Consider the following 22,119-nt stretch of genomic DNA (forward strand, 5'->3'; position numbering starts at 1 on the left):
ACTTGAGCGATCCGGCGGTGAATCCGCCCGGTGGGAAAGGACGTGGATGAACATCTTCGTGGCCGGCGGTCTGTGGGTGGCCGGCGCGGCTCTCGTCGGGGGCGTGATCGCGTACCTGGTCCGCCGGTTCGGCTGGGACGAGGGACGGCCGGACAACAACGACGCGGCGGGCCAGGTCTTCACCATCGTCGGCGGCCTGCACGCGGTGCTGGTCGCGTTCGTGCTCATCTCGCTGTTCGACTCGGTCGGTGCCGCGAGCCAGGACGCGCAGACCGAGGCGGACAGCCTGGTCGCGGCGACGTGGGCGGCCGACGCGCTGCCGGCCGAGACGAAGGACCGCGTGCACCAGCTGGCCGTCGCCTACGCGCGGACCGTCGAGCAGCAGGAGTGGCCGCGGCTGTCCGACGGCGGCGAGATCCCCGCCACGGGCTGGACGCAGCTCGACCAGATGCGCCAGGCCGTCGCGGCCGCTGAAGTCGACGGCGACTGGCAGATCGACCGCAAGACCGAGGCGAGCAACCAGCTCTGGTCGGTCTACCAGGCCCGCACGCAGCGGCTGAACAACGCCTCCGGCGGCGGCGTCGGGGCGGTCGTCTGGTTCGCGCTGATCCTCGGCAGCCTGATCACCGCGATCCTGCTGCCGAACCTGTTCGGCGGCACGCGGCTGGCCGCGCACGTCATCATCGTCTCCACCCTGGCCGGCACGATCACGTTGCTGCTGTTCGCGATCCACCAGCTGCAGAACCCGTTCAGCGGGGGCGCGAAGATCCCGCCGGAGGCGTTCACCGGCGCGCTGGAAAGGCTGGCTTGACCGGCGGGCGGGCCCGCTGGGCGGCGATGCTCGGCGTGGCCGCGGCGGTCTCGGCCCTGCTGGCGGCGACGGGCTGGCTCGCGCCCGAGTCACCGAAGCGTCCGGCGGCCCAGGGCCAGGACGGCTGCACGATCCTGCAGGCGGAGAACGAACGCGACGGCGCGCCGACGACGTTGCGGCTGCTGTCCCTGCCCGACGGGACGACGAAACGCCTGACCCAGGCGGGCTACTGGATCAACGCGATGGGGTACTCAGCCGCGCAGGGCGTGGTGTACGGCGTCGCCGACGGAACGCGCGGCGGCCGGTACGACCACGGCTCGCACGCGGTGCGGATCGACGCGTCGGGGTCGGTGACGGACCTCGGCGTGGTCGGCCGGGCGGGCGCGCGGCGTCCGGTGTGGAGCCAGGTCACCGGTGCGACGGCGGGGGCGATCGCCGGGAACCGCTGGTACGTGCGGCAGGACAGCGATCTGTACAGAGTGGACATCGATCCGGCTTCCGCGGACTACGTGCGGGTGGTGCACCGGACGGCGCTGCGGCCGGTGTCGCTCGCGGTGGGGGTCGACGACTTCGCGTACGACTCGTCGTCCGGCTTGCTGTACGGGGTCTCGACGACTTCGCGCGGGGGCGGTTCCGTGGTGACGCTGGACCCGTCGACGGGGACGGTCGCGGTGGTGCCGGGGCTGCGCTTCCCGCCCGGGGGCGCGTACGGGTCGGTGGGGCTCGCGCCGGGGGAGATCTACGCGACGGCGAACCGCGACGGGCGCCGGAGCGTGACGTACCGATTGCCGCGGGACGGTTCGGGCCCGGCGGTCGAGGTGTCGACCGGGCCGGCGCTGGTGAGCGGCGACGCGGCCGGGTGTTTCGCCGCGGCCACCCCGCCGCCGCCCACGACCGTCTCGGAGACACCGACGTCGAGTCCGCCCATTCCGCCGAACACGCCGCCTTCCGAGACGCCGCCGCCGAACTCGACGACCCCGGCTCCGACGCCGTCGGCCACGCCGGTGCCGGAGCCACCACCGCCGTCGCGGCCGCCCCCGGTGGAGCAGCCGGTAGCGGTCGCCGCGACCCCGGCGCCCACCCCGGCTCCGGTGGCCACGCCCGAGCCGAGGGCCGTGGAGCCGCCCCCGCCACCGTCGAAGCGGCACGTGCAGCCGACGCCCACCCCGGCGCTGGTGGCCGACGGCACGGCGGTGAAGACGAAGGAGAAACGCCGCTGGGGACTGACGGCGCTGATCCTGGTGCTGGGCGGCGGAGCCGCGGTGGGCCACGTCCGCCGGCACCGCTGACCTGGCGGCCGGTCGCACCGTTAACGTCCTGGCCTCCTCGAATCCGGGCAACGTCCACTTCGGCCACGAAGACTCCTCCTCCAGCGCGGTGCACGCGCCGGAAGAGGAGAAACGGGATGAAGCGGGCAACAATCGCCTTGGTCGCCGGGGTACTGGCACTACCCCTGGTCGCGGGGACGGCGGAAGCGCACGACCACGGGCCGCGGGCGAAGGACGACCACCTCCGGGTCCACGGCGGGCGGAGCCTGATCGCGGACGTGCTCGGCAACGACCGCGCCACCGCCGTCGTCCGGCACACCGCCGCCGCGCACGGGAGCGTCGACCTCGCCGCCGACGGCACCCTCCGCTACACCCCCGCGCCCGGCTTCACCGGCCGGGATTCCTTCACCTACACGGTTTCCGACGCCGTGAAGCTCTACCCGACGAACCTCAAGCCGCTCGCCACCATCGGCGGCGTGCAGCTCAAGGGCGGTGCGTACGGCTCCGCGCTCACCCCCGTCCCCGGCGAAAAGGGCGAGTTCTACGGCCTCACAGACCGCGGCCCGAACGTCGACGCGCCCGACGGCGGCAAGATCGAGCCGCTGCCCGCCTTCACCCCCGCCATCGGGAAGTTCCGCCTCCGTGACGGCAAGGCCGTGCTGGAGAAGACCATCCCGTTGCGCGCCGAGGACGGCACGCCCTACAACGGCCAGGTCAGCCCGCTCGCGGACACCGGCGAGAAGATCGTCGACCTGAACGGGAACGTCCTGCCGAAGTCGGCGAACGGCTACGACTCCGAAGGCCTGGTCGCGCAGAAGGACGGCACCTTCTGGGTCTCCGACGAGTACGGCCCCTTCATCACCCACTTCGGCCGTGACGGGCGCGCGCTTGAACGCCTCTCGCCGTTCGACGGCTCGCTGCCGGCCGAGCTGAAGTACCGCGTGCCGAACAAGGGCATGGAAGGCCTCGCGCTGACCCCGGACGGCCGGACGCTCGTCGGCGTCATGCAGTCGGCGCTGCAGCAGCCGGACCTGACGAAGAAGCCGGGCAACGTCACCACGCTGCGGATCGTCACCGTCGACCTGCGCACCCGCGCCACGCACGAGTACCTCTACCTGCTCGACGACCCGGACACGACGGGCACCGCGGTCAGCGAGATCACCGCGCTCTCGGCGACGCGCTTCCTGGTCGACGAGCGCGACGGCAAGCCGGAGCCCGGCGCGTTCAAGAAGCTGTTCGAGATCGACCTGACCGGCGCCACCGACGTCGGCCCGCGGGCCGCGGGGTACGACGCGGTCAAGGGCGGCCTGCTCGTCGGCGGGAAGAGCATCGACGCCTACGTCGGCAAGGACACCACGGCCGAAGCGACGAAGGACCTCGCCGCCGCCGGGATCAAGCCGGTGAGCAAGAAGCTGTACCTCGACCTCGGCGCCCTGGTGACGGGCTTGGACCCGAGCGGCGGCTTCTTCGGGCACGACAAGGTCGAGGGCGTCGCGACGACCGACGGCGGCCGGACCCTCGTGATCAGCAACGACAACGACTTCGGCATCGACGGCGTGACCAACGCGGCCCCGCCGTACGCGCTGCACCCGAAGACGCTGCCGGACGGCCGTCAGGACGACGGCGAGTACCTCGCGGTCGACACGACGAAGCTCCCGGCGGCGACGAGCACCGCGACCGTCACGATCGACGTGCGGTAGCCCGTCAGTACTTGAACTGGTCGACGTTGTCGGCGGTGATGAGCAGCGGATCGCCCAGCAGGACGGTCTTCGACGCGGCGTCGTACTTCACCGCCGGCAACTCCAGGCTCACCTTGTTGACGGCCTGGAGCGGCTTGCCGTCGGCGACCTGCTTCGCCGTCCACGCGGTCAGGTAGCCGAGCGACTCGACGTTCCACAGCACCGACTCGGAGCACGAGCCGTCGAGCAGGAACGGCTTGATCGACTGGGGCGTCCCGATGCCGACGGTGAACACCTGGCCGATCTTCTGCTGCTCGCGCACCGCCTTCGCGACGCCGGGGGCGGACGTCGTGCACTCGCCGACCAGGCCGTTGAGGTCCGGGTGGCGGGCCATCACTTCCTTGGCGAGGCTCGTCGCGTTGTCCTGGTCCTCGCCCGCGTAGACGGTCTCGACGACCTGCGCCTTCGGGTAGTGGTCGGCCGTGTAGGTCTTCTGGACCGAGATCCAGGTGTTGAGGTTCGCCGCGGCCGGGCCGCACGAGACGATCGCGTACTTGCCGGTGCCGCCGGTCCGCTTCATGAGCGCGTCGGTGAGCGCGGCGCCGATGCCCTCGGCGCTGGCCTGGTTGACGAACACCTCGCGCTGCGTGCCGGGCGCGTCGGTGTCCGAGGTGAGCACGTGGATGCCCTTCGCCCGCGCCTCGGCGATGGCCGGCGCGAGCGCGGCCGGGTCGTTCGGGGCGACGACGATGACGTCGACCTTCTTCGCGATCAGGTCGCGCATGATGGCGACCTGGTCGGCGGGGTCGACGGTCTTCGGGCCGACCATGGACCACTGCACGCCCAGCTGCTTCGCCGCTTCGAGGCCGCCGGTGTTCATCGCCTGGAAGTACGGGATGTCGGCGACCTTGGGCACGAACGCGATCCGCTCCGGTGCCGGCGCGGGGGCGTTGCCCAGCTGGTCCGAGCAGCCCCCGAGCGCGAGCGCCGCACCCAGCAGCAGCGTCGCGAACAGCCGGAACGTCTTCGTCGGCCCTCGCATCCCCACCCATTCCTCGGGACTCTCGAACGGTCTGCGCGCGGTGGAGACCAAGGGGGAAGGTAGGGCCCCGCGTAACGGTGGTCAACGGGATGTGCGCAAAGGGTTACGGAAGCGAGTTCTACCTCGTGGCTTTCTGGCGGGGATTGGCCTGGTCAGCGGCTTTGGACACGGTGAGTGACAACGATTCGTCACTCTGTGGTCGACACGTCACCCGGAGGTCGCGCGTGACGCGCGAGACAGGCGCATTAATACCCCTTGGGGGTATAGTGGCGGGCATGAGCGAACAGCACGGAGCTTCGTGGGCGACGGCGATCCAGGCGACCCTGCACTGCCTGACCGGCTGTGCGATCGGTGAGGTGCTCGGCATGGTCTTCGGCACGGCGTTCGGCTTGCACAACGCGGCGACCGTCGTCCTGTCGATCGTCCTCGCGTTCGTCTTCGGCTACGGCCTGACCATGCGGGGGGTGCTGAAGTCGGGGCTGCCCCTGGCGGCGGCGTTCAAGGTCGCGCTGGCCGCGGACACCGTGTCGATCGCGGTCATGGAGCTGATCGACAACACGGTCGTCGTGGCGATCCCCGGGGCGATGGACGCCGGCCTCGCCAGCTTCCTCTTCTGGCTGGCGCTGGCGCTTTCGCTGGCCATCGCGTTCGTGGTCACGGTGCCGGTGAACAAGTGGATGATCGGGCGCGGCCTCGGCCACGCGAAGGTGCACGCCCACCACCAGCACTGACGCGGGGGAGGTGGCGGCCTCCCCGGTGGGTCAGACGCGCGAAAGGTCGACGGCGCGGTCGACCTTCGGCCGGTCGAGCACCCGCAGGATGCCTTCCAGCAGGTAGTAGTCGGCGTAGGGGAGCGACACCTCGATGCCGTCCTCGGCCGGCCGGTTGCGGGTGCAGCGCGCGACGCTCGCCTCGGCCCGGGTGGACTTCGTCGTCAGGCACGTCTGCGAGACCGCCGACAGGATCCGCAACGCGCTGTCCCGGTACTGCGAGCGGTGCGTGATCTCCGCGAGGTCGAGCAGGCCGCAGGCCATGATCACCCCGGCGGAGGCGTCCTTGATGTCGTTCGGCGCCTGCGGGGCGAGGTAGTCCCACACCGGCACGTGGTCGGACGTCAGGTGCGCCAGCGCGAAGTCCGCGAGCTTTCCGGCGGTGGCCAGGAACTCCTTGTCGCCGGTGCGGCGGTAGATGGTCGTGAAGCCGTAGACACCCCAAGCCTGCCCGCGCGACCAGCAGGACGTCGGGCTGTAGCCCTGCACGGTGTTCGGCCCGATCGGCGCGCCGGTGACGGGGTCGAAGTCGAAGACGTGCGGGGTCGACCCGTCCGGGCGGACGAAGTTCTTCTGCGCGGTCTTGGCGTGCGCGACGGCGATTTCGAGGTACTGCGGGTCCCCGGTCTGCTTGCTCGCGAACGCCAGCAGGTCGAGGTTCATCATCGTGTCCATGATGACGCGGCCCGCGTCCTTCGGGTCGGTCAGCGAACCCCAGGCGCGGATGAACTTCCCGGCCGGGTTGTAGCGCTTGATCAGCGACGCGGCGGCCTGCACGGCGCCCGCCCGCCACTTGTCGTCCCCGGTGAGCCGCCACGCGGTGACCCACGACGGGTAGAAGAGGAAACCGAGGTCGTGCGTACCGGTGTCGTTCTGCCGCGGCGCGAGTTTCTCCGCGGACGCCAGCGCGAGGGTCTTGAATTGTTCGTCGCCGCTGTGCAGCCAGGCCAGCCACAACTGGCCGGGCCAGAATCCGCCGACCCAGTCACCGTTTTGCGAATAGGTCCATTTCTCGAACTTCGTACCGACCGGAAACGCGGTGACGCTTGGCGCGACGGCCCGCAGCTTGGCTACCGCGTAGTCGGCCGCTTGGCGGAGCGTCCGGGTGACGGATTCCTGGTCGAAGGTGGTCGAAGTGCTTGCCGCCGCGGCGGTGGAGGTACTGGCGCTCGCCGCCACCGCGGCACCGGCCGCGGTGGTCAGCAGGGTTCTCCGGGAAACGCTCACAGGTGCCCGCCATTCCGTGTGGGGAAATGCTCCAGGTGCCCGGAAGTTTTCCACAATCGTCACGACGTTGTACAGCGGGCGGACAATAGTTCATGAATGTGAATGATGGACCGGTGAGTGGGATATCCGTGAAAAGGGCGAAGGCCCGGCGGGGGACGCCGGGCCTTCGCTTTTCTCGCGGGGGTGAGGGCAGTCAACCACGCGAAACTCGGGGCTCGATCGAGCCGCGGGTCAGCACAGGGGTGCGACCGGGTTGTCGGAGCCCGTCTGCAGGTACGTGTCCGACACGTAGTTGTTCGGGCCGATGCGGTCCCAGATCGTGCTGGTGCCGAACGTGCCGGTGACGCTGTCGCCCAGGACGTAGCACTCGATGTTCACCTTGGCGTAGTTCGCCGCGAGGCCCTTGATCGCCGCCGAGGTGCTCGCGCTCGCCCGGACGTTCATCGGGTCGCCCGCGGTCTTCACCGTTCCCGTCGGGCCGGTGCCGGTCCACAGGTACGTCACGTTCACGTAGCCGTTGTCCGACATGCCGAGGCCGTCCCAGAACACGCCGTCGGCGAGGTCGATGCCCGCCGGGTTCTGCACCGTGCGGCCGGAGTCGTCCTTCTTGCCGTTGTAGCCCTGCAGGTACGCCGCCTGCGCTTCGGGCGTGCCCTGCGGCAGGTCCTTGAACTCCGAACGGACCGACGCCGGGTTCCAGTAGTCGTCGCGCTCGTTCCACGGGCCGATCTCCCACACCGGCGCGTACTCGCACTTGCTGCCGTCGGTGCGGCACACCTTGGCGGTGTAGTTGCCGGTTCCCTTGGGGGACACGGACTTCCCGGACGGGAACGAGACGAAGTGGTCGTGGCTGGTGATGACGTGGCCGTTCGCGGTGGTGCCGCCGACGAGGCCTTCGCGGGTCCCGTAGACCTTGTACGTCGACGCGGCCGTGGCGGCCAGCGCGTTCACCTGCGGGGCGCTGTCGGCGCTCAGCGCGACGCCGCGGACCGACGGGCGGACGCCGTCGGTGTCGCTGTGCAGGCCGATGCGCACCTGGACGGAGCTCACGCTGCTCTTGAACGCCGTCCCGGCGGGCGTCCACTCGGTCCAGTCGTCCGCGCCGATCCGGCCGCGGACGTCGACCTCGACCTCGGTGCCCTTGGGCGTGTCGGCGGACAGCTGCGCGCTGACGCGGTTCGCCGGGGCGCTCAAGGCGTGCTCGGCGGTGATGAGGCTGCCTTCACTGCCGGCGAACACCCGCGCGGTTCTGTGCCACGCGGCGTCGGCCAGGGTCAGTGTTCCCCCCGCGCCCGTCACGTTGACGTCGTCGCTGTCCACAGTGGACAGGTTGGCGGTCCAGGTGCTGCCGGTGGTCGCGGCCTGGGCGGGGGCTCCGGCCAGCGCCGTCACCGCCCCGGCGGCCAGGACCGCCGCGGTCACGCGGCCGGCTTTCTTGATCCGGATCATCCCCGGTTCTCCTCTCGCATGCGTTCACTCGAACGTGGCGAAAGACTGACCGGGCCGCGTACACAATCCGTACAAGCATCAAGCCGAAACGATGTGCGGCGGCTCCTCCACCGAGGTCACGGGCTCGGGCGGCCGCGACGAAAGCTCCCGCCAGATCGCCAGCGCGCGCTCCGAATAGTCCCGGGACCGCTCCGGCTGCGACAACGCCCGGTGCAGCTCGCCGAGCAGCTGCGAGACCTCCGCCTCCGACCGCCGGTCGCCGTTGCGCCGGTGCACCGAAAGCGAGTTCACCAGCAGCAGCTGCGCGTGCGCGAAGTCGCCGCTGTGCAGGCACAGCTCGCCGAGGTTCTGGTTCGCGTACCCGACGCAGTGGTCGTCGCCCAGGTCCGTGAAGATCGCGATCGCCTGGTCGACGTGCTCGCGGGCCGCCGCCAGGTTGCCCTGGTGCTGGAACAGCAACCCCAGCCGCTTGTACGCGTGCGCCTCGCGGTGGCGGTCGCCGATCGACGCCGACAGCTCCAGCGCGTCGGTGAACCAGCGCTTCGCCGCCGCGTAGCAGCCGCGCGACATCCACACCGCGCCCGCGCCCAGCCGGGCCACGGCTTCCCCGTGGGGGTCGTCCATATCCGCGAACAGCTTCAGCGCCTCGTGGCAGTGGTCGAGCGCGCGGTCGTCGTCGCCCTCGATGCGCAGGATCGTGGCCAGCCCGGTCAGTGCGATGCCGACCCCCTGCGTGTCGCCGACCTGCTCGAACAGCGCCCTCGACTCGTCGAACGCCACCCGCGACCGGGCGTATTCGTCCTGGTAGAGCAGGTACTGGCCGAGATTGCGCTGGACGATCGCCTCCGCGCGCAGCGACCCGGTCCGGCGAGCCGCGGCCAGCGCGATCGTGTGCGTGCTGTGCCAGTCGTCCTGGTGCCCGCGCAGGTCGAAGTACGGCGTCAGCGCCGACGCCAGCTGCCAGGCCAGGTCGTCGAAGCCGTGCTCGGCAGCCAGCGAGACCGCCGCGACGCTGGTGTGGCGCTCGGCCGCGAACCACGCCGCCGGGTCGTCGGGCAGCACGTCGGCGGGCACCGCCGGGCGCGGCAGCTCGTCGTCGCAGTACATGCCGAAGAAGTGCAGCGGCATCCGTCGCGCGGCTTCCAGAGCCAGCGCGAGGTAACCGGAAAGGACCCGCCGAAGCGCGGCACGCGTCTTCGCCGCGTCGCTCTGCTCCGCCAGCTCCACCGCGTACACGCGCAAGAGATCGTGCAGGCGGTACCGGGGCTGCCCGGCGGAATCCGAGCCGACGAGCTCGACGAGGTGGCCGTCGACCAGCACGTCGAGGACGTCGTCGGCTTCGCGGCGGCCCAGCACGGCCGCGACCGCCCACGCCGGGAACTGGACCGGCCCGAGCAGGCCGAGCCCGCGGAACGCCGTGGCCGCCGACATCGGCAGCAGGTCGTAGGAGAGCGTCACGCTCGCGCGGACGGCGAGGTCGCCGACGCGCAGCTCGTCGAGCCGGCGGTGCTCGTCGCGCAGCCGGTCGGCCAGCAGCCGCAGCGTCCAGCCCGGCCGGTTCGTCAGCTTCGCGCCGGCCACCCGGATCGCCAGCGGCAGGTGCCCGCACTGGCGCAGGATCGCCGCGGCGCTCTCCGGCTCGGCGGCCACCCGCTCGGCGCCGACGATGCCTTCCAGCAGCCGCGCGCCTTCGTCCTCGGGCAGCAGGTCGACGTCGACCGGCGTCGCCCCGGGAAGTCCCGGCAGCCGGAGCCGGCTGGTCACCAGCACCGCGCACGCGCCCGCACCGGGCAGCAGCGGGCGTACCTGGGCGGCGCTGCCGGCGTCGTCGAGCACCACACACATCCGCCGCCCGGCCAGCCGCGAGCGCAGCAGCGCCGAGCGTTCGGCCGGCTCGCGCGGCAGGCCGGCGTCCGGGATGCCGAGCGCGCGCAGCAGTTCCGCGAGCACGCCCATCGGCGCCCGCGGCGACGACGACGTGCCGGCCAGGTCGACGTGCAGCTGGCCGTCGGGGAAGTCCTCGCGGACGGCGTGCGCGACCCGGACGGCGACCGCCGACTTGCCGACGCCGGGGGCACCGGAGAGCACGACCACCGCGGGCGTGCCCGAGTCCGCGCGCTCGCGCATGAGGTCGGCGACCTCGCGGAGCACGTCGTCGCGGCCGGTGAAGTCCGGCAGGTCGAGCGGCAGCTGGCAGACCGGGACGAAGTCGGCCGGGCGCCCGGCGGGCACGCTTTCGGTCACCAGCGTCGCGCGCAGCTCCCGCAGCCGCGCGCCCGGCTCGGCGCCGAGCTCCTCGCGCAGCACGCGTTCGGCCGATTCGTACGCCTCGACGGCGTCCGCGGTCCGGCCGGCGGCGCGCAGCGCGACGATCAGCTGGGCCCACAGCTCTTCGCGCAGCGGGTGCTCGGTGACCAGGCCGCGCAGTTCGGCGACGGCTTCGCCGCACCGGCCGAGGTCGATCCGCGCGCGCAGGCGCTGTTCCTGCACCGACAGGCGGAGCTCGGCGAGACGGGCGACGCTCGCGCCCCAGCTGTGGTCGTGGGGGAGTCCTTCGAGGACTTCGCCGCGCCACAGCGCGTCGGCCCGGTCGAGCAGCTTGAGAGCGCTCTCCGCGTCGGCACGATCGAACGCTTCCTGCGCTTCCCCGGCCAAGGCCGTGAACGCGAGGTGGTCCAGCTCGTCCGGCGACGCGGTCAGCAGGTAGCCCGAGGCCCGGCTGCTGATCCGTTCGCCGAGGCCGGGGTCGATCTCGGCGAACCGTCTGCGCAGCGAATGGACGTACGTGCGGATGTTCGCCGCCGCCGACCGCGGGGCCGAATCCGGCCACAGCACCTCGACCAGGACGTCGGCGGACACGACGACGTTCGGCTGCAGCGCCAGCGCGGCCAGCAGCAGCCGGGGCTTCGGCCCGCCGAGCGCGACCACCTGCCCGGCGGCGGTGACCTCCAGCGGACCGAGGACGCGGATCTTAAGCGAGGTGGCCTCAACCTGCCCGATGAGTTCCCCCATGAGCCGGATGCTATGACCCGTTCGACCCCGGGGATAGATCCATTCGGAGTGTCCGTGCCTTTGTACGAGTCGTGTACGAGCCGGAGTCACGCTCCCGCCATGAAGCCTTCGAACCTCCGGCGGATGGCCGGACTGGGAGTCGTCCTCGCGACGGTCGGCGCGCTGGCGGTGGGTGGCGCGCTCGACGCGTCGGCCGCGGCGACCGGCACCGTCAAGACCGCGGGCGACCCGCTGAACGTCCGCCGGGCACCCACCGCGGGTGCCACGGCCGTCAAGACCGTCGCCACCGGCGCGTCCGTGACCATCGACTGCCAGATCACCGGCTCGTCGGTGACCGGGACCTACGGCACGAGCACGTTGTGGGACTACGTGCCCGCGCTCGGCGGGTACATCTCGGACACCTACGTCTACACCGGGTCCGACCAGCGGATCGCGCCCGACTGCGGGGTCGGCTCGGGCAGCGGCCAGTGCGCCGACGCGTGCGCGGGGGAGGGGCAGTTCCGCTCGTCCGACTCGCACTTCCTGGTCTACGACACGGACGCCGACGGCTATTCGGCCGTCGTCGCGTACTGGCTCAAGGGCGGCGCCGGGCCGTTCTACGTCTGGAACTCCGGTGGCGAGGGCACGAAGGTCGACAAGGCCGTCAGCGTCCCGCACGGCGGCTGGGTCTTCTACAAGGTCTGCGTCGCCAACTACACGACCGCCAAGCCGGACCTGAAGTCCTGCAGCGACGGCATCACCGACTTCGCGGCCTGACCGCGTCCCCCTTCCCCGAAAGGCATTCCGACATGGTTCAGGTCAACCGGCGCAAGGTGCTCCTCGGCGGGCTCGCCGCCGTCACCGCGACCGCGGCGTCGGCCGCGCTGCCGTCCTGGGCGAACGCCCGCACCACGGCCGCCGCCCCCACCATCCACGACCCCTTCCAGCTCGGCGTCGCCTCCGGCGATCCGCTTCCCGACAGCGTGGTGCTCTGGACGAGACTCGCGCCGGCGCCGCTCAACGCCGACGGGTACGGCGGCATGCCGGACGCCACCTACGCGGTCGACTGGGAGATCGCGAACGACGAGGCGTTCTCCTCGATCGTGCAGACCGGTTCGGTGAACGCGGTCCGCGCGGCCGCCCACAGCGTCCACATCGAACCGGTGGGGCTGCAGCCGGCGCGCGAGTACTTCTACCGCTTCAAGAGCTCCGGCTACATCTCCCCGGTCGGGCGCACGCGCACCGCGCCCGCCGCCGGGGCCGCGGTCAACCAGCTCAAGTACTGCTTCACCTCCTGCCAGCACTGGGAGGAGGGCTACTACCACGCGTACAAGGGCGTCGTCGCAGACGACCCGGACCTGGTGCTGTTCCTCGGCGACTACATCTACGAGAAGAAGTCGGGCCGCGTCGCGGCGGAGCGCAACCCGCGCAGCCTCGCCGTCGCCGACGACGCGACCACCCTCGCCCTGTACCGCGCCCGCCACGGCCAGCACAAGACCGACGCGGACCTGCAGGCCGCGCACGCGATCGCGCCGTGGATCGTCGTCTTCGACGACCACGAGGTCATGAACAACTGGAACGGGACGACTTCGCCGGCGCCGGCCGCGCGCAAGGCCGCCGGGTTCCAGGCGTTCTACGAGCACACCCCGATCCGGTCGACCGCGAAGCCGAACGGCGCGTCGATCCAGCTGTACCGCCAGCTCATGTGGGGCAACCTGGCGCGGTTCCACATGCTTGACACGCGGCAGTTCCGCAACGCCCAGGTGGCCGACCCGTCCGGGTCGACCGGCCCGGCCTGCACCGACATGCGCAACACCTCGCGCAGCATCCTGGGCAGCACCGAGGAGGCGTGGCTGCTCAAGCAGTTCGAGTCGCACCCGGCCACCTGGGACTTCCTCGGCCAGCAGGTCTTCTTCGCCACGCGCGACGGCGACGGCAACAAGGCCACCTGCGAGAGTCCCGATTCCTGGCAGGGCTACGAGGCTTCGCGCGACCGGATCGCGAAGGGCTGGGTCGACCGGAAGGTCGCCAACCCGGTCGTGCTCACCGGCGACGTCCACCGGCACTGGGCCGCCGACCTGCGGCTCGACTACTTCGACCACAGCGACCCGCTCATCGGCTCGGAGCTGGTCACGACGTCGGTGACGAGCAACAGTGACGACGCCGCGGCGCCCAGCGCGGCCTGGCTCGCGAACAACCCGCACATCAAGTACTGCAAGGGCGAGCGCGGGTACGTCCGCGTCACGACCACGCCGTCGCAGATGCGAGCCGATTTCATGACCACGTCCGACACCAGCGTCTACGACCCGGCGTCGGTCGTCATCAAGAACGACATCAGCTACGTAGTGCAAGCAGGCAAGCCTGGCCTGCAGAAAGCCTGACGCGGGACGCTACGCTGCGTGATGTGACCGAAGAACTGGGCCTGCGGGAGCGCAAGAAGCTCCGCACGCGGGCGGCGATCTCGACGGCGGCCATCGCGCTCTTCCTCGAGCGCGGGTTCGACGCCGTCGGGGTCGCCGAAGTGGCGCGCGTGGCCGAGGTGTCCAAGCGGACCCTCTTCGCCTACTTCCCGACGAAGGAGGACCTGGTGCTGCACCGGTTCGCCGACCACGAGACCGACGCGGCCGACGTCGTCCGCGCCCGGCGTCCCGGGCAGGGCGCGCTGGCGGCCCTGCGGGAGGCGTTCCTGCGGGGGCTTTCCGAGCGGTCGCCCGTGACGGGACTGTGCGACGAGCCCGCGGTGCTCGCGGTGTTCCGGCTGGTCACCGGCACGCCGGCGCTGGTGGCGCGGCTCGCGGAGTTCACGTCCGCGGGGGAGTCGGCGCTGGCCGCCGCTTTGGGGGAGGCCGGCGTCCCGCCGCTCGACGCCGGTTTGGCCGCCGCGCAGATCGCGGCCGTCCGCCGGACCCTCGCGACGGCCAACATGGACGCGGTCGCGGCCGGCGTCCCGGCGGACCGGCGGCACCCGGACGCGGCCGCGGCCGCCGAACGGGCGTTCCACCTGCTGGCGTCCGGAGTAGGGTTCCCGTGAACCGTCCGGATCATGACGGATTCATGGTCCGGACCATGACGGATGCACGTTTTCCCCGGGCTCTTCGAAGGTAGACTGCGATTCCTGTGCGGACATCGGTGTCAGCTCCCCGGTGTCCCCGGCGCTTTCCGGCACCACCGAACACCGGGGGACCCGCGTCCGACTGGGGGTGTCGCGGGTCCCCCGGGCCTCACGGGGAATGGGCTTTCCCCGCTTTCCCGGCGATCTTGACACTCCGCTCGCGGCACTCGTAGGCTGAGTGCTCCGCCGTCTTGCCTCACTTTCTCCGAATCACGACAAGGCGGTTCACGGTGAAAAGATTCTTGCTGATCTCCGGCGCGGTCGCGGCATTGGTGGTGGCCGGTGCGGGAGTGTCCGCCGCCGCACCCGGCGGCGTTTACGACGTCAAGGACTACGGCGCCAAGGGCAACGGGTCCACCAACGATTCCGGCGCCATCGACAAGGCGATCACGGCGGCCAACGCCGCGGGCGGCGGCACCGTCCGGTTCACTTCGGGGAACTACAAGTCGGCCAATACCGTCCACCTGAAGAGCAACGTGACGATCCAGCTCGACGCGGGGTCGACGATCACCGGGTCGAGTGCGGACAGTTACGACAAGCCCGAGTCGAACCAGTGGGACGCCTACCAGGACTACGGCCACAGCCACTTCCACAACGCGATGTTCTACGGCGACAAGCTCACGAACATCGGGTTCACCGGCGCCGGCACGATCGACGGCGGCGGCAACCTCATCACCGGCAACCCGAAGTCCGGCGAGGCCGACAAGATCCTGTCGCTCACTCACTGTGACGGGCTCACGCTGTCCGGGATCAAGCTGCGCCGCGGCGGCCACTTCGCGGCGCTGATCAACGGCTGCACGAACGTCGTCTCGGACAAGCTGACGATCGACACGTCGAGCGACCGCGACGGCTGGAACATCATCAGCACGACCAACGTCAAGATCACCGATGTCACCATCGCGGCGAACGACGACGCACTCGTGTTCAAGAGCGACTACGCGCTCGGCGCGAAACTGCCGAACGGGAACGTCACGGTGAACAACGCGAAACTGTCGGCGGTCTGCTGCAACGCGCTGATGTTCGGTTCCGAGACGTGCGGTGACTTCACCGGTTACCAGTTCTCGGACATCACGATCACCGGCGCGCACAAATCCGGCATCGGGATCGTTTCGATGGACGGCGCGAAGATCTCGGACGTTCATTACCGCAACATCACGATGTCGGGCACGTACTCGCCGATCATGATGAAGATCGGCACGCGCAAGCGGTGCGGCAACAAGCCGGGCGTCGGCTCGATCAGCGGGATCACGTTCGACAACATCACCGGAACGCACACGGGCACCAACTTCAGCCCGACGATCTGGGGCGCGGACAGCACCCACCGCGTCTCCGACGTCACGTTCACCGGCGTCCACCTGAACGTCCCGGGCGGCAACGGCACGGCGGGCACGGGCGTCCCGAGCAACGATTCGACGGACTACAACCCGAAGAGCATCGGCACGCGCCCGTCGTACGGCTGGTACCTGCACTACGCGGCGGGTGTGAAGTTCGTGGACAGCTCGGTGGAGTTCGCCAAGGACGACGGCCGTCCGGCGAGCATCGTGAACAACAGCTCGGACATCACGTTCGACCACTTCACGGCGGAGAAGGGCTCGAAGAGCCCGTTCGACATCGGCTTCCAGACGGTGACGGGCTACTGCGTGAAGAACTCGGCGACAACGTCGGGCTCAGCCCTGCGGCTGAACGCTTCCGGCTCGACTTCGACCTGCTGACCAGCGTGCCGGGGCCCCTTCCCGCGAGCGGGAAGGGGCCCCACGCGTGTCGGGAGAGGCATCACGCGTGATTGAAGGGGCATCACGCGTGATCAGAGGGGCATGACTCGTGATGCCCGCCCAGTCACGCGTGATGCCCGCTCAATCACGCGTGATGCCTCCTCGATCACGGGTGATGCCCCTTTCCGCACGGACGAAGGGGCCCCGGCCGGTTGGCCGGGGCCCCTTCTGCGGCGCGCCTCGAGGTCAGTGCGAATACTGCTCGTTCATGATCAGGAACGCGCCCAGGCCGTGGAAGTCGTTCGTCTTGCGGGCCCGGGCGTAGTAGTACGACAGGTCGCCGACGTTCGTGCCCTCGCAGATGTCGGTGATGTTCGTCAGGCCGTCGGAACCGACTGACACCTTGCGAAGGACACCGGCGTACCCGCGGTCCGCCACCGCCTGGTACGACGCCGGCAGGTAGCCGCGCTGGACGCCGCGGGCCATCGTGAACGTGTACATCGACGACGCCGACGTCTCCAGCCAGTTCTTCGAGTCCCCGCCGCGGTCGACGACCTGGTACCAGCGGCCGGTCGAGGCGTCCTGGTAGCGCTGGTAGCCCGCCGCCAGGAACTGGACGATCTCGATCAGCGCGGGCCGTCGCGGGTGGTTGGCCGGGAGCACCTCGAGGATGTCGATGGCCGCCATGCCGAACCAGCCGATCGCGCGTGCCCAGTGGTACTTCGAGTGGTGCCCGGTCCCGGATGACCACGACTCGGAGCCGTCCTCGTCGTACGCGTGGTACAGCAGGCCCTTCGCCGGTTCGCGCAGGTGGCTGAAGTAGACGACCAGGTTCTTCGCCGACTCCTCGAAGCAGTAGCCGCCGTCGGCGAACGCCGCGCCGTACAGCGCGAGGAACGGCTGGGCCATGTAGACGCCGTCGCCCCACAGCTGGCCGACCTTGCTCGTCGCGTGGAACATGCCGCCGTCGGACGTGCGCGGGTAGGCCGGGAACCGCTTGCGCAGCTGGTCGGCCGCCGTCTTGTACTTCTTGCGGCCCGTCTCCGCGTACAGCAGCGGCAGCATCTGGCACGAGCGCATCGAGTCGAGGTTGGTGAAGCTGTTGGAGATCCCGCTGTCGGTGATGAAGCGGTCGTACCACGCGACGATGTAGTCGAGGTACTTCTGCTCGCCGGTGCGCTTGTAGAAGAGGTACTGGCCGTAGAGGTACAGCCCGAGGGTGTAGCCCCAGCCGCCGATCTTCGCCGGCGTGTAGCGCTTCATCGTCGAGTCGATGACCGCGCGGGACCAGTCCGCCGGTGCCGCCGCACCGCCGATCGGGGGGAGCCGGTCCGCCGCGCGCGCGATGGGCCCTGCCGCGGCGAGGGCGCCCAGTGCGCCCAGGGAGCCGGCCAGGACCGCGCGCCGGGTCGGGCGAAGGGGGTGCTCGGACATTCGTTGTCCTTTCGTGCACGGGCCCCGGTGGTGCGGGCAGTACCGGGGCAGGGCACGGTCGGGGACGCGTGCCCCGCCCCGGAATGGGTGGCCGGGATGCCGATCCGCCGTCCGTCGGCATCCCGACCAGCTCTGGGGGGCGCGGCGTGCTGCCCGTGTCGCCGGAGCGGTGGGGGAGAGTGAAAGCGCTCTCGGGGAGAACATTTACCCGCCTCCGGGAGGTCGAGTCAAGAGAGATCGGATCTCTCGTGTCATATATCAGATATTTAACCCGGTTGGCCGCAGTCAGGATGTACCGGCCGCTGGGACGTCGCGAAAAGGTCGGATCTCAGTATTGACCGTGGCCGGAAGTCAGGAGTACACCACCGAGTGGACCAGACCACTTGGAGGTCACTGATGTCAGCCAAGTTCCTGCGGCGGGTACTCGCCGCTTGTGCGTCGATGCTGGTGGTCGCCGGGCTCGTCGCCGCGCCCGCGTCGGCGGACTTGCAGAAGCCGTCCCAGCAATGGCTGCGCGACAGCCAGGCGGGCCTGTTCCTGCACTGGGGCATGCGCACGTCGCCCGGCTACACCAGTTGCAGCGCCTGGGAAAAGGCGATCACCGACGGCGGGTGGAATCCCGCCTACTGGGTCACCGAAGCGAAGAAGCTGCACGCGTCGTACCTCGTGCTCGCGTCGTTCCACAGCCGGCTCGGCTACTCGCGCGCCTGGCCGTCGAAGATCCCCGGCAGCTGTACCACGAAGCGGGACTTCCTCGGCGAGCTGATCGCCGCGGCGAAACCCCAGGGGCTCAAGGTCATCCTCTACATGACCAACGACGCGCAGTGGCACGACGAGGGCGGCCACGAGTGGCTCGACTCCGCGGGCTACTCGAAGTACAAGGGCAAGACCGTGAACCTCGACAGCCAGGACGGCTTCGGCCAGTTCAGCTACGACAACTTCTTCGAGGTCATGAAGAACTACCCGGACCTCGGCGGGTTCTGGATCGACAACGACAACGCGTACTGGGAGTCGCACGACCTGTACCAGCAGATCTACCAGCAGCGGCCGGACTACTTGCTGAGCAACAACAACGAAGACACGCCGATCATGGACACGATCAGCAACGAGCAGAAGACCGGCATGTCCCCGTCGTACGACTACCCGCAGGCGACGTACACGGCGATGCCGCGGCTGACGGAGGCGTGCTTCAAGCTGCCCGACACCGGCTCGTGGTGGTACGGCGGGTCGAACTCGGCGGTGAACAAGGCGCTGAACATCGGACGTCTGGTGACGAACTCGGGCTCGTCGATCAAGTCGCTCATGGCCGAGACGGCGATGGTGAACGGCAAGTTCCCGTCGAACCAGGAGGCGTTCAACAACTTCGCGAACACGTACCTGAGCGCGATCTGGGAATCGCTGGGCGGCACGCAGGGCGCGGGGTACATGTACGGCGGCATGCAGCCGGGCTTCTGGAACGACGGTGCGCACGGCGTCATCACCATCAAGGGCGACACGCAGTACGTGCACGTCCTGACCAAGCCGTCGGGCAGCACCCTGAAGATCCGCGACAACGGCTACCGCGTCCGCGGCGTCACGAACCTCCGCACCGGCGCGGCGATCGCGTTCACCCAGGGCGGCGGCAGCCTGACGCTGTCGGGACTGTCCGGATGGGACACGTACGACACGGTGTTCAAGGTCGAGACGGCCGGCCGCACCGGCACGTACGACCCGAAGACGGTGACGCTCAAGGCGAGCGCGTCCGCGAGCGGCCACAGTGGACAGTCGGCGAGCGACGGCGACTACCTGACGTACTTCGACAACAACAAGACCCTCCCGGTCAACCTCGACTACGACCTCGGCTCGGCGAAGAAGGTCCAGTACCTCGGCGTCAACCAGCGGGAGGACTCGGTCAGCTACGCCCGCTCGGACACGGAACAGTCGGCGCGCATCAAGGCGTACCAGGTGTTCGTGTCGAGCGACGGCAAGAACTGGGGCAGCGCGGTGAAGTCCGGAACCCTTCCGAGCCACCGGGGAGTCCAGTTCGTCGACCTGTCGGCGGTGACGTCGAGGTATGTCCGCTTGCAGGTGACGAGCACGTACGCGGCCTCGAGCGACAGCTCGCGTTACAAGCGGCTCCGCATCGACGAGACGTGGCTGGGCTCGGACTACGCGACGGCGGCGGGCTGAGCGAGGAGGTCCAGGGTCAGTGCCGCGGTCCAGCCGAACGAGCGGGCGCCGTGGCCCGCGCCGGTCAGCGGGTCCACGTACTCCGCGAAGTTCGTGCGTGCGGCCGTCGAGACGAGGTCGTCGCGCAGGCGCTCGGCCAGGGCGTGCTCGCCGTGGCGCACCAGTCCCTGGCGGACCAGCCAGCCGACGTTGGCCCACGACGGGCCGCGCCAGTAGCGGCCCGCGTCGAAGTCCGGCGCTGTCAGGTCGTGGCTCGGGACGCCGTGGACGCGCCCGAGGCGGAACCTCGGCCCGGTGGCCGTCGCCAGCAGGGCCGGGGCGACGGCCAGGTCCGGCAGCAGCAGCGGCAGCAGGCCCGCGCACGTGTGTGCGCGGGTCAGCGAGCCGGTCCGGACGTCGCGGGCGAAGAAGAAGCCGTTGTCCCACAGTGTTTCCTGCAACGCCTTCTCGACGCGCGCCGCGGATTCGCGGTGGGTGGCGGCGGCCGCGGGCAGGCCCAGCACGTCGGCGATTTCGGCCAGCGCCAGGTCGGCGTCGGCCAGGATCGCGTTGAAACCGGGATCTTCGACGACGAACTCGCCGAAGCCTTCGTAGCCGCGGTCCCGGTAGTCGGCCGCGAGCCGGACGTACCGGCCGTAGTCCTCGTCGCTCGGCCGGTCGGCGGCGTCACCGTGCTGCAGGTCGCGGCGGACGAACCCGTTCGTCGGCGTCACGCGGGAGAGCGGGCCGTCCCAGGCCGGGCTGTTGTCCATCCCGGACTCCCACGGGTGCACGATCGCGGCGAGCCCGCGCCCGCCGGCGTCCCGCGAAACCCGCAGGTACTCGTGCCAGGCCCGCAGCTTCGGGTACAGCGTCGCGAGGAACGTGCGGTCGGGTTCGGCCTCGTGCACGGCCAGCACCGCCCGTGCGTGCACCGGCGGCTGGACCAGCCCCGACGTCCGCCGCGCGCGCCAGAAGTCCGGGCCCGGGAAGTACGCCTCCGGCGGGGTGTCGGGGTTGAAGAGGATGTGCGGGACGCGGCCGTCGCGCCACTGCGCGGAGAACAGCGTCAGCAGCTCGCGCCGCGCTCGCGCGGGTGACAGGTGCCGCAGGCCGATCGCGATGAACGCCGAGTCCCAGCTCCACTGGTGCGGGTAGAGCGAGCGCGAGGGCACGGTCGACGAGCCGAGCCAGTTGCCGTCCAGGACAGCCGCGGCACGCCCCCATGTTACGTCCATGTGTCCAATCTATCTCCGACTTGTGTATTGTCAATGGACAAAAGTCCGAGGGAGGGCGATGACGACCAGCGCCGGCGAGCTGTTGCAGCTGGTCAGGACCGGGCAGGCGACCACGCGAAAAGCCCTGCTCACGCGCACCGGGCTGTCCCGGACGACGCTCACCGCCCGGCTCGATCGGCTCCTGGACGCGGGCCTGCTGGCCGAGGGCGGCCACGAGGACTCCACCGGCGGCCGCCCGGCCCGGCAGCTGCGGTTCGACGACCGGCACGCCGTCGTCCTCGCCGCGAGCGTCGACACCATGCACGCCGAAGCCGCCCTCACCGACCTGGCCGGACGGCGGCTGGCCCACCGCGCGGGCGACGTGCGCGTCGCCGACGGCCCGGAGCCGGTGCTCGGCCGGATCACGGCGTGGTTCGAGGAGATGCTGGCCGAGGTGGACCGGCCGGTGTGCGGCGTCGGGATTTCCGTACCGGGCCCGGTCGAGCGCGGCCGGGTCCTGCAGCCGCCGATCATGCCCGGCTGGGACGGCTACCCGATCGACGCGCACCTCGAGGCCCGCTTCGGTGCCCCGGTGCTGGTCGACAACGACGCGAACCTGATGGCGCTGGGCGAGCACCGCGCCCGGTACCCGGACTCGGCCGCGCTGGTGGTCGTCAAGGCGTCCACCGGGATCGGCGCCGGCCTGGTCATCGGCGGCGAGGTCTACCGCGGCATCGACGGCGGCGCGGGCGACATCGGGCACGTCCGGCTGCCCGGCCACCCGGACGCGCGCTGCCTGTGCGGCTCGCTCGGCTGCCTGGCCGCGGTCGCCGGCGGCGGCGCGCTGGCCGCCCGGCTGACGGAGCTGGGCCTGCCGACGACGTCGGGCTCGGGCGTCCGCGAGCGAATTCTGGCCGGTGAACCCGAGGCGGTGCGCCTGGCCGAGGCGGCCGGGCGGGAGGTGGGGGAAGTACTCGCGACGCTGGTCTGCGTGGTCAACCCGGGTGTGCTGGTGATCGCCGGCGACCTGGCCGAACCGCATTTCGTGGCGGGCGTCCGCGAAGTGCTCTATCGGCGCGCCCTGCCGCGTTCGACGCGGAACCTTCGCGTCGAAATCGGTGGCCGCGGCGAAGCGCTCGGCGGCGCGGTGGCGATGGTCGTCGAGGCCGAGTTCGCCGCGGCCGCGGTGGACCGGCGGCTCGAAGCGCGCGCCTGACGGCCGAAGTACCGTCAGCCACGGACTGTCCGGAGTGGACGGA

General features: G+C 70.5%; 16 protein-coding genes. 10 read left to right on the top strand and 6 right to left on the bottom strand.

The genetic code is table 11. From position 1 onward, the window contains the following. The first annotated feature begins 46 nt into the window (after nucleotides 1-46). From ACZ7OU_RS43195 to ACZ7OU_RS43205, 3 genes are all read left to right on the top strand, one after another. The gene (locus tag ACZ7OU_RS43195) at nucleotides 47-811 is read left to right on the top strand and encodes a bestrophin-like domain (RefSeq protein WP_470245367.1); all 765 of its coding nucleotides are present in this window, start codon (nucleotides 47-49) and stop codon (nucleotides 809-811) included. Next, complete coding sequence (locus tag ACZ7OU_RS43200) at nucleotides 808-2,100, top strand: DUF6923 family protein (protein WP_470259724.1); 1,293 nt, start codon at nucleotides 808-810, stop codon at nucleotides 2,098-2,100. Before ACZ7OU_RS43195 ends, ACZ7OU_RS43200 begins: the two co-directional genes overlap by 4 nt. 116 nt (nucleotides 2,101-2,216) lie before the next feature. Then, a complete protein-coding gene (locus ACZ7OU_RS43205; RefSeq protein WP_470259725.1) occupies nucleotides 2,217-3,779 on the top strand; it encodes an esterase-like activity of phytase family protein in 1,563 nt (520 codons plus the stop codon). A 4-nt stretch (nucleotides 3,780-3,783) separates the two neighbouring features. Here ACZ7OU_RS43205 and ACZ7OU_RS43210 read toward each other — a convergent pair whose 3' ends face one another. Continuing rightward, a complete protein-coding gene (locus ACZ7OU_RS43210) occupies nucleotides 3,784-4,800 on the bottom strand; it encodes an autoinducer 2 ABC transporter substrate-binding protein (protein WP_470259726.1) in 1,017 nt (338 codons plus the stop codon). Nucleotides 4,801-5,075: 275 nt separating this feature from the next. Between ACZ7OU_RS43210 and ACZ7OU_RS43215 the strand changes: the two genes are divergently transcribed. Then, the gene (locus tag ACZ7OU_RS43215; protein ID WP_470259727.1) at nucleotides 5,076-5,531 is read left to right on the top strand and encodes a DUF4396 domain-containing protein; all 456 of its coding nucleotides are present in this window, start codon (nucleotides 5,076-5,078) and stop codon (nucleotides 5,529-5,531) included. Nucleotides 5,532-5,561: 30 nt separating this feature from the next. Here ACZ7OU_RS43215 and ACZ7OU_RS43220 read toward each other — a convergent pair whose 3' ends face one another. The 3 genes from ACZ7OU_RS43220 to ACZ7OU_RS43230 all read right to left on the bottom strand — a co-directional run bounded on the left by ACZ7OU_RS43220 (nucleotide 5,562) and on the right by ACZ7OU_RS43230 (nucleotide 11,258). Then, nucleotides 5,562-6,797, bottom strand: coding sequence for a glycoside hydrolase family protein (locus tag ACZ7OU_RS43220; protein WP_470259728.1), 1,236 nt, complete (start codon nucleotides 6,795-6,797; stop codon nucleotides 5,562-5,564). A 231-nt stretch (nucleotides 6,798-7,028) separates the two neighbouring features. Further along, nucleotides 7,029-8,246, bottom strand: coding sequence for a hypothetical protein (locus ACZ7OU_RS43225; protein ID WP_470259729.1), 1,218 nt, complete (start codon nucleotides 8,244-8,246; stop codon nucleotides 7,029-7,031). A 78-nt stretch (nucleotides 8,247-8,324) separates the two neighbouring features. Then, nucleotides 8,325-11,258, bottom strand: coding sequence for an AfsR/SARP family transcriptional regulator (locus ACZ7OU_RS43230; RefSeq protein WP_470259730.1), 2,934 nt, complete (start codon nucleotides 11,256-11,258; stop codon nucleotides 8,325-8,327). 99 nt (nucleotides 11,259-11,357) lie between these two features. On the opposite strand from ACZ7OU_RS43230, the gene ACZ7OU_RS43235 reads away from it, so the two are divergent. The 4 genes from ACZ7OU_RS43235 to ACZ7OU_RS43250 all read left to right on the top strand — a co-directional run bounded on the left by ACZ7OU_RS43235 (nucleotide 11,358) and on the right by ACZ7OU_RS43250 (nucleotide 16,061). Next, on the top strand, nucleotides 11,358-12,014 hold the full coding sequence (locus ACZ7OU_RS43235) for an SH3 domain-containing protein (RefSeq protein ID WP_470259731.1): 657 nt from the start codon (nucleotides 11,358-11,360) through the stop codon (nucleotides 12,012-12,014). 32 nt (nucleotides 12,015-12,046) lie between these two features. Continuing rightward, on the top strand, nucleotides 12,047-13,618 hold the full coding sequence (locus tag ACZ7OU_RS43240) for an alkaline phosphatase D family protein (protein WP_470259732.1): 1,572 nt from the start codon (nucleotides 12,047-12,049) through the stop codon (nucleotides 13,616-13,618). A gap of 23 nt (nucleotides 13,619-13,641) precedes the next feature. Beyond that, on the top strand, nucleotides 13,642-14,268 hold the full coding sequence (locus tag ACZ7OU_RS43245; RefSeq protein ID WP_470259733.1) for a TetR family transcriptional regulator: 627 nt from the start codon (nucleotides 13,642-13,644) through the stop codon (nucleotides 14,266-14,268). A gap of 311 nt (nucleotides 14,269-14,579) precedes the next feature. Continuing rightward, nucleotides 14,580-16,061 carry a glycoside hydrolase family 28 protein gene (locus tag ACZ7OU_RS43250; protein WP_470259734.1) on the top strand — a complete coding sequence of 494 codons (1,482 nt, stop codon included), beginning with the start codon at nucleotides 14,580-14,582 and terminating at the stop codon, nucleotides 16,059-16,061. A 246-nt stretch (nucleotides 16,062-16,307) separates the two neighbouring features. On the opposite strand, the gene ACZ7OU_RS43255 is transcribed toward ACZ7OU_RS43250, so the two are convergent. Further along, nucleotides 16,308-17,495 (bottom strand): glycoside hydrolase family 88/105 protein, encoded by a 1,188-nt coding sequence (locus ACZ7OU_RS43255; RefSeq protein WP_470259735.1) that lies wholly within the window; start codon nucleotides 17,493-17,495, stop codon nucleotides 16,308-16,310. A 396-nt stretch (nucleotides 17,496-17,891) separates the two neighbouring features. Between ACZ7OU_RS43255 and ACZ7OU_RS43260 the strand changes: the two genes are divergently transcribed. Beyond that, nucleotides 17,892-19,664 carry an alpha-L-fucosidase gene (locus ACZ7OU_RS43260; RefSeq protein ID WP_470259736.1) on the top strand — a complete coding sequence of 591 codons (1,773 nt, stop codon included), beginning with the start codon at nucleotides 17,892-17,894 and terminating at the stop codon, nucleotides 19,662-19,664. Here ACZ7OU_RS43260 and ACZ7OU_RS43265 read toward each other — a convergent pair. Continuing rightward, entirely contained in the window at nucleotides 19,643-20,881 is a 1,239-nt protein-coding gene (locus tag ACZ7OU_RS43265) for an amylo-alpha-1,6-glucosidase (RefSeq protein ID WP_470259737.1), read from the bottom strand. The two genes, ACZ7OU_RS43260 and ACZ7OU_RS43265, sit on opposite strands and share 22 nt — an antisense overlap. A 58-nt stretch (nucleotides 20,882-20,939) precedes the next feature. Between ACZ7OU_RS43265 and ACZ7OU_RS43270 the strand changes: the two genes are divergently transcribed. Beyond that, nucleotides 20,940-22,076 (top strand): ROK family transcriptional regulator, encoded by a 1,137-nt coding sequence (locus ACZ7OU_RS43270; RefSeq protein WP_470259738.1) that lies wholly within the window; start codon nucleotides 20,940-20,942, stop codon nucleotides 22,074-22,076. Nucleotides 22,077-22,119 lie beyond the last annotated feature (43 nt).

This window comes from Amycolatopsis sp. NPDC114505, from assembly GCF_055633615.1.

What these genes read in the sequence shown, in the direction of transcription:
- ACZ7OU_RS43210 (WP_470259726.1), bottom strand. Translation starts at nt 4,800, where the DNA reads ATGCGAGGGCCGACGAAGACGTTCCGGCTGTTCGCGACGCTGCTGCTG.
- ACZ7OU_RS43225 (WP_470259729.1), bottom strand. Translation starts at nt 8,246, where the DNA reads ATGATCCGGATCAAGAAAGCCGGCCGCGTGACCGCGGCGGTCCTGGCC.
- ACZ7OU_RS43235 (WP_470259731.1), top strand. Translation starts at nt 11,358, where the DNA reads ATGAAGCCTTCGAACCTCCGGCGGATGGCCGGACTGGGAGTCGTCCTC.
- ACZ7OU_RS43260 (WP_470259736.1), top strand. Translation starts at nt 17,892, where the DNA reads ATGTCAGCCAAGTTCCTGCGGCGGGTACTCGCCGCTTGTGCGTCGATG.
- ACZ7OU_RS43215 (WP_470259727.1), top strand. Translation starts at nt 5,076, where the DNA reads ATGAGCGAACAGCACGGAGCTTCGTGGGCGACGGCGATCCAGGCGACC.
- ACZ7OU_RS43205 (WP_470259725.1), top strand. Translation starts at nt 2,217, where the DNA reads ATGAAGCGGGCAACAATCGCCTTGGTCGCCGGGGTACTGGCACTACCC.
- ACZ7OU_RS43240 (WP_470259732.1), top strand. Translation starts at nt 12,047, where the DNA reads ATGGTTCAGGTCAACCGGCGCAAGGTGCTCCTCGGCGGGCTCGCCGCC.
- ACZ7OU_RS43255 (WP_470259735.1), bottom strand. Translation starts at nt 17,495, where the DNA reads ATGTCCGAGCACCCCCTTCGCCCGACCCGGCGCGCGGTCCTGGCCGGC.
- ACZ7OU_RS43270 (WP_470259738.1), top strand. Translation starts at nt 20,940, where the DNA reads ATGACGACCAGCGCCGGCGAGCTGTTGCAGCTGGTCAGGACCGGGCAG.
- ACZ7OU_RS43195 (WP_470245367.1), top strand. Translation starts at nt 47, where the DNA reads ATGAACATCTTCGTGGCCGGCGGTCTGTGGGTGGCCGGCGCGGCTCTC.
- ACZ7OU_RS43230 (WP_470259730.1), bottom strand. Translation starts at nt 11,258, where the DNA reads ATGGGGGAACTCATCGGGCAGGTTGAGGCCACCTCGCTTAAGATCCGC.
- ACZ7OU_RS43265 (WP_470259737.1), bottom strand. Translation starts at nt 20,881, where the DNA reads ATGGACGTAACATGGGGGCGTGCCGCGGCTGTCCTGGACGGCAACTGG.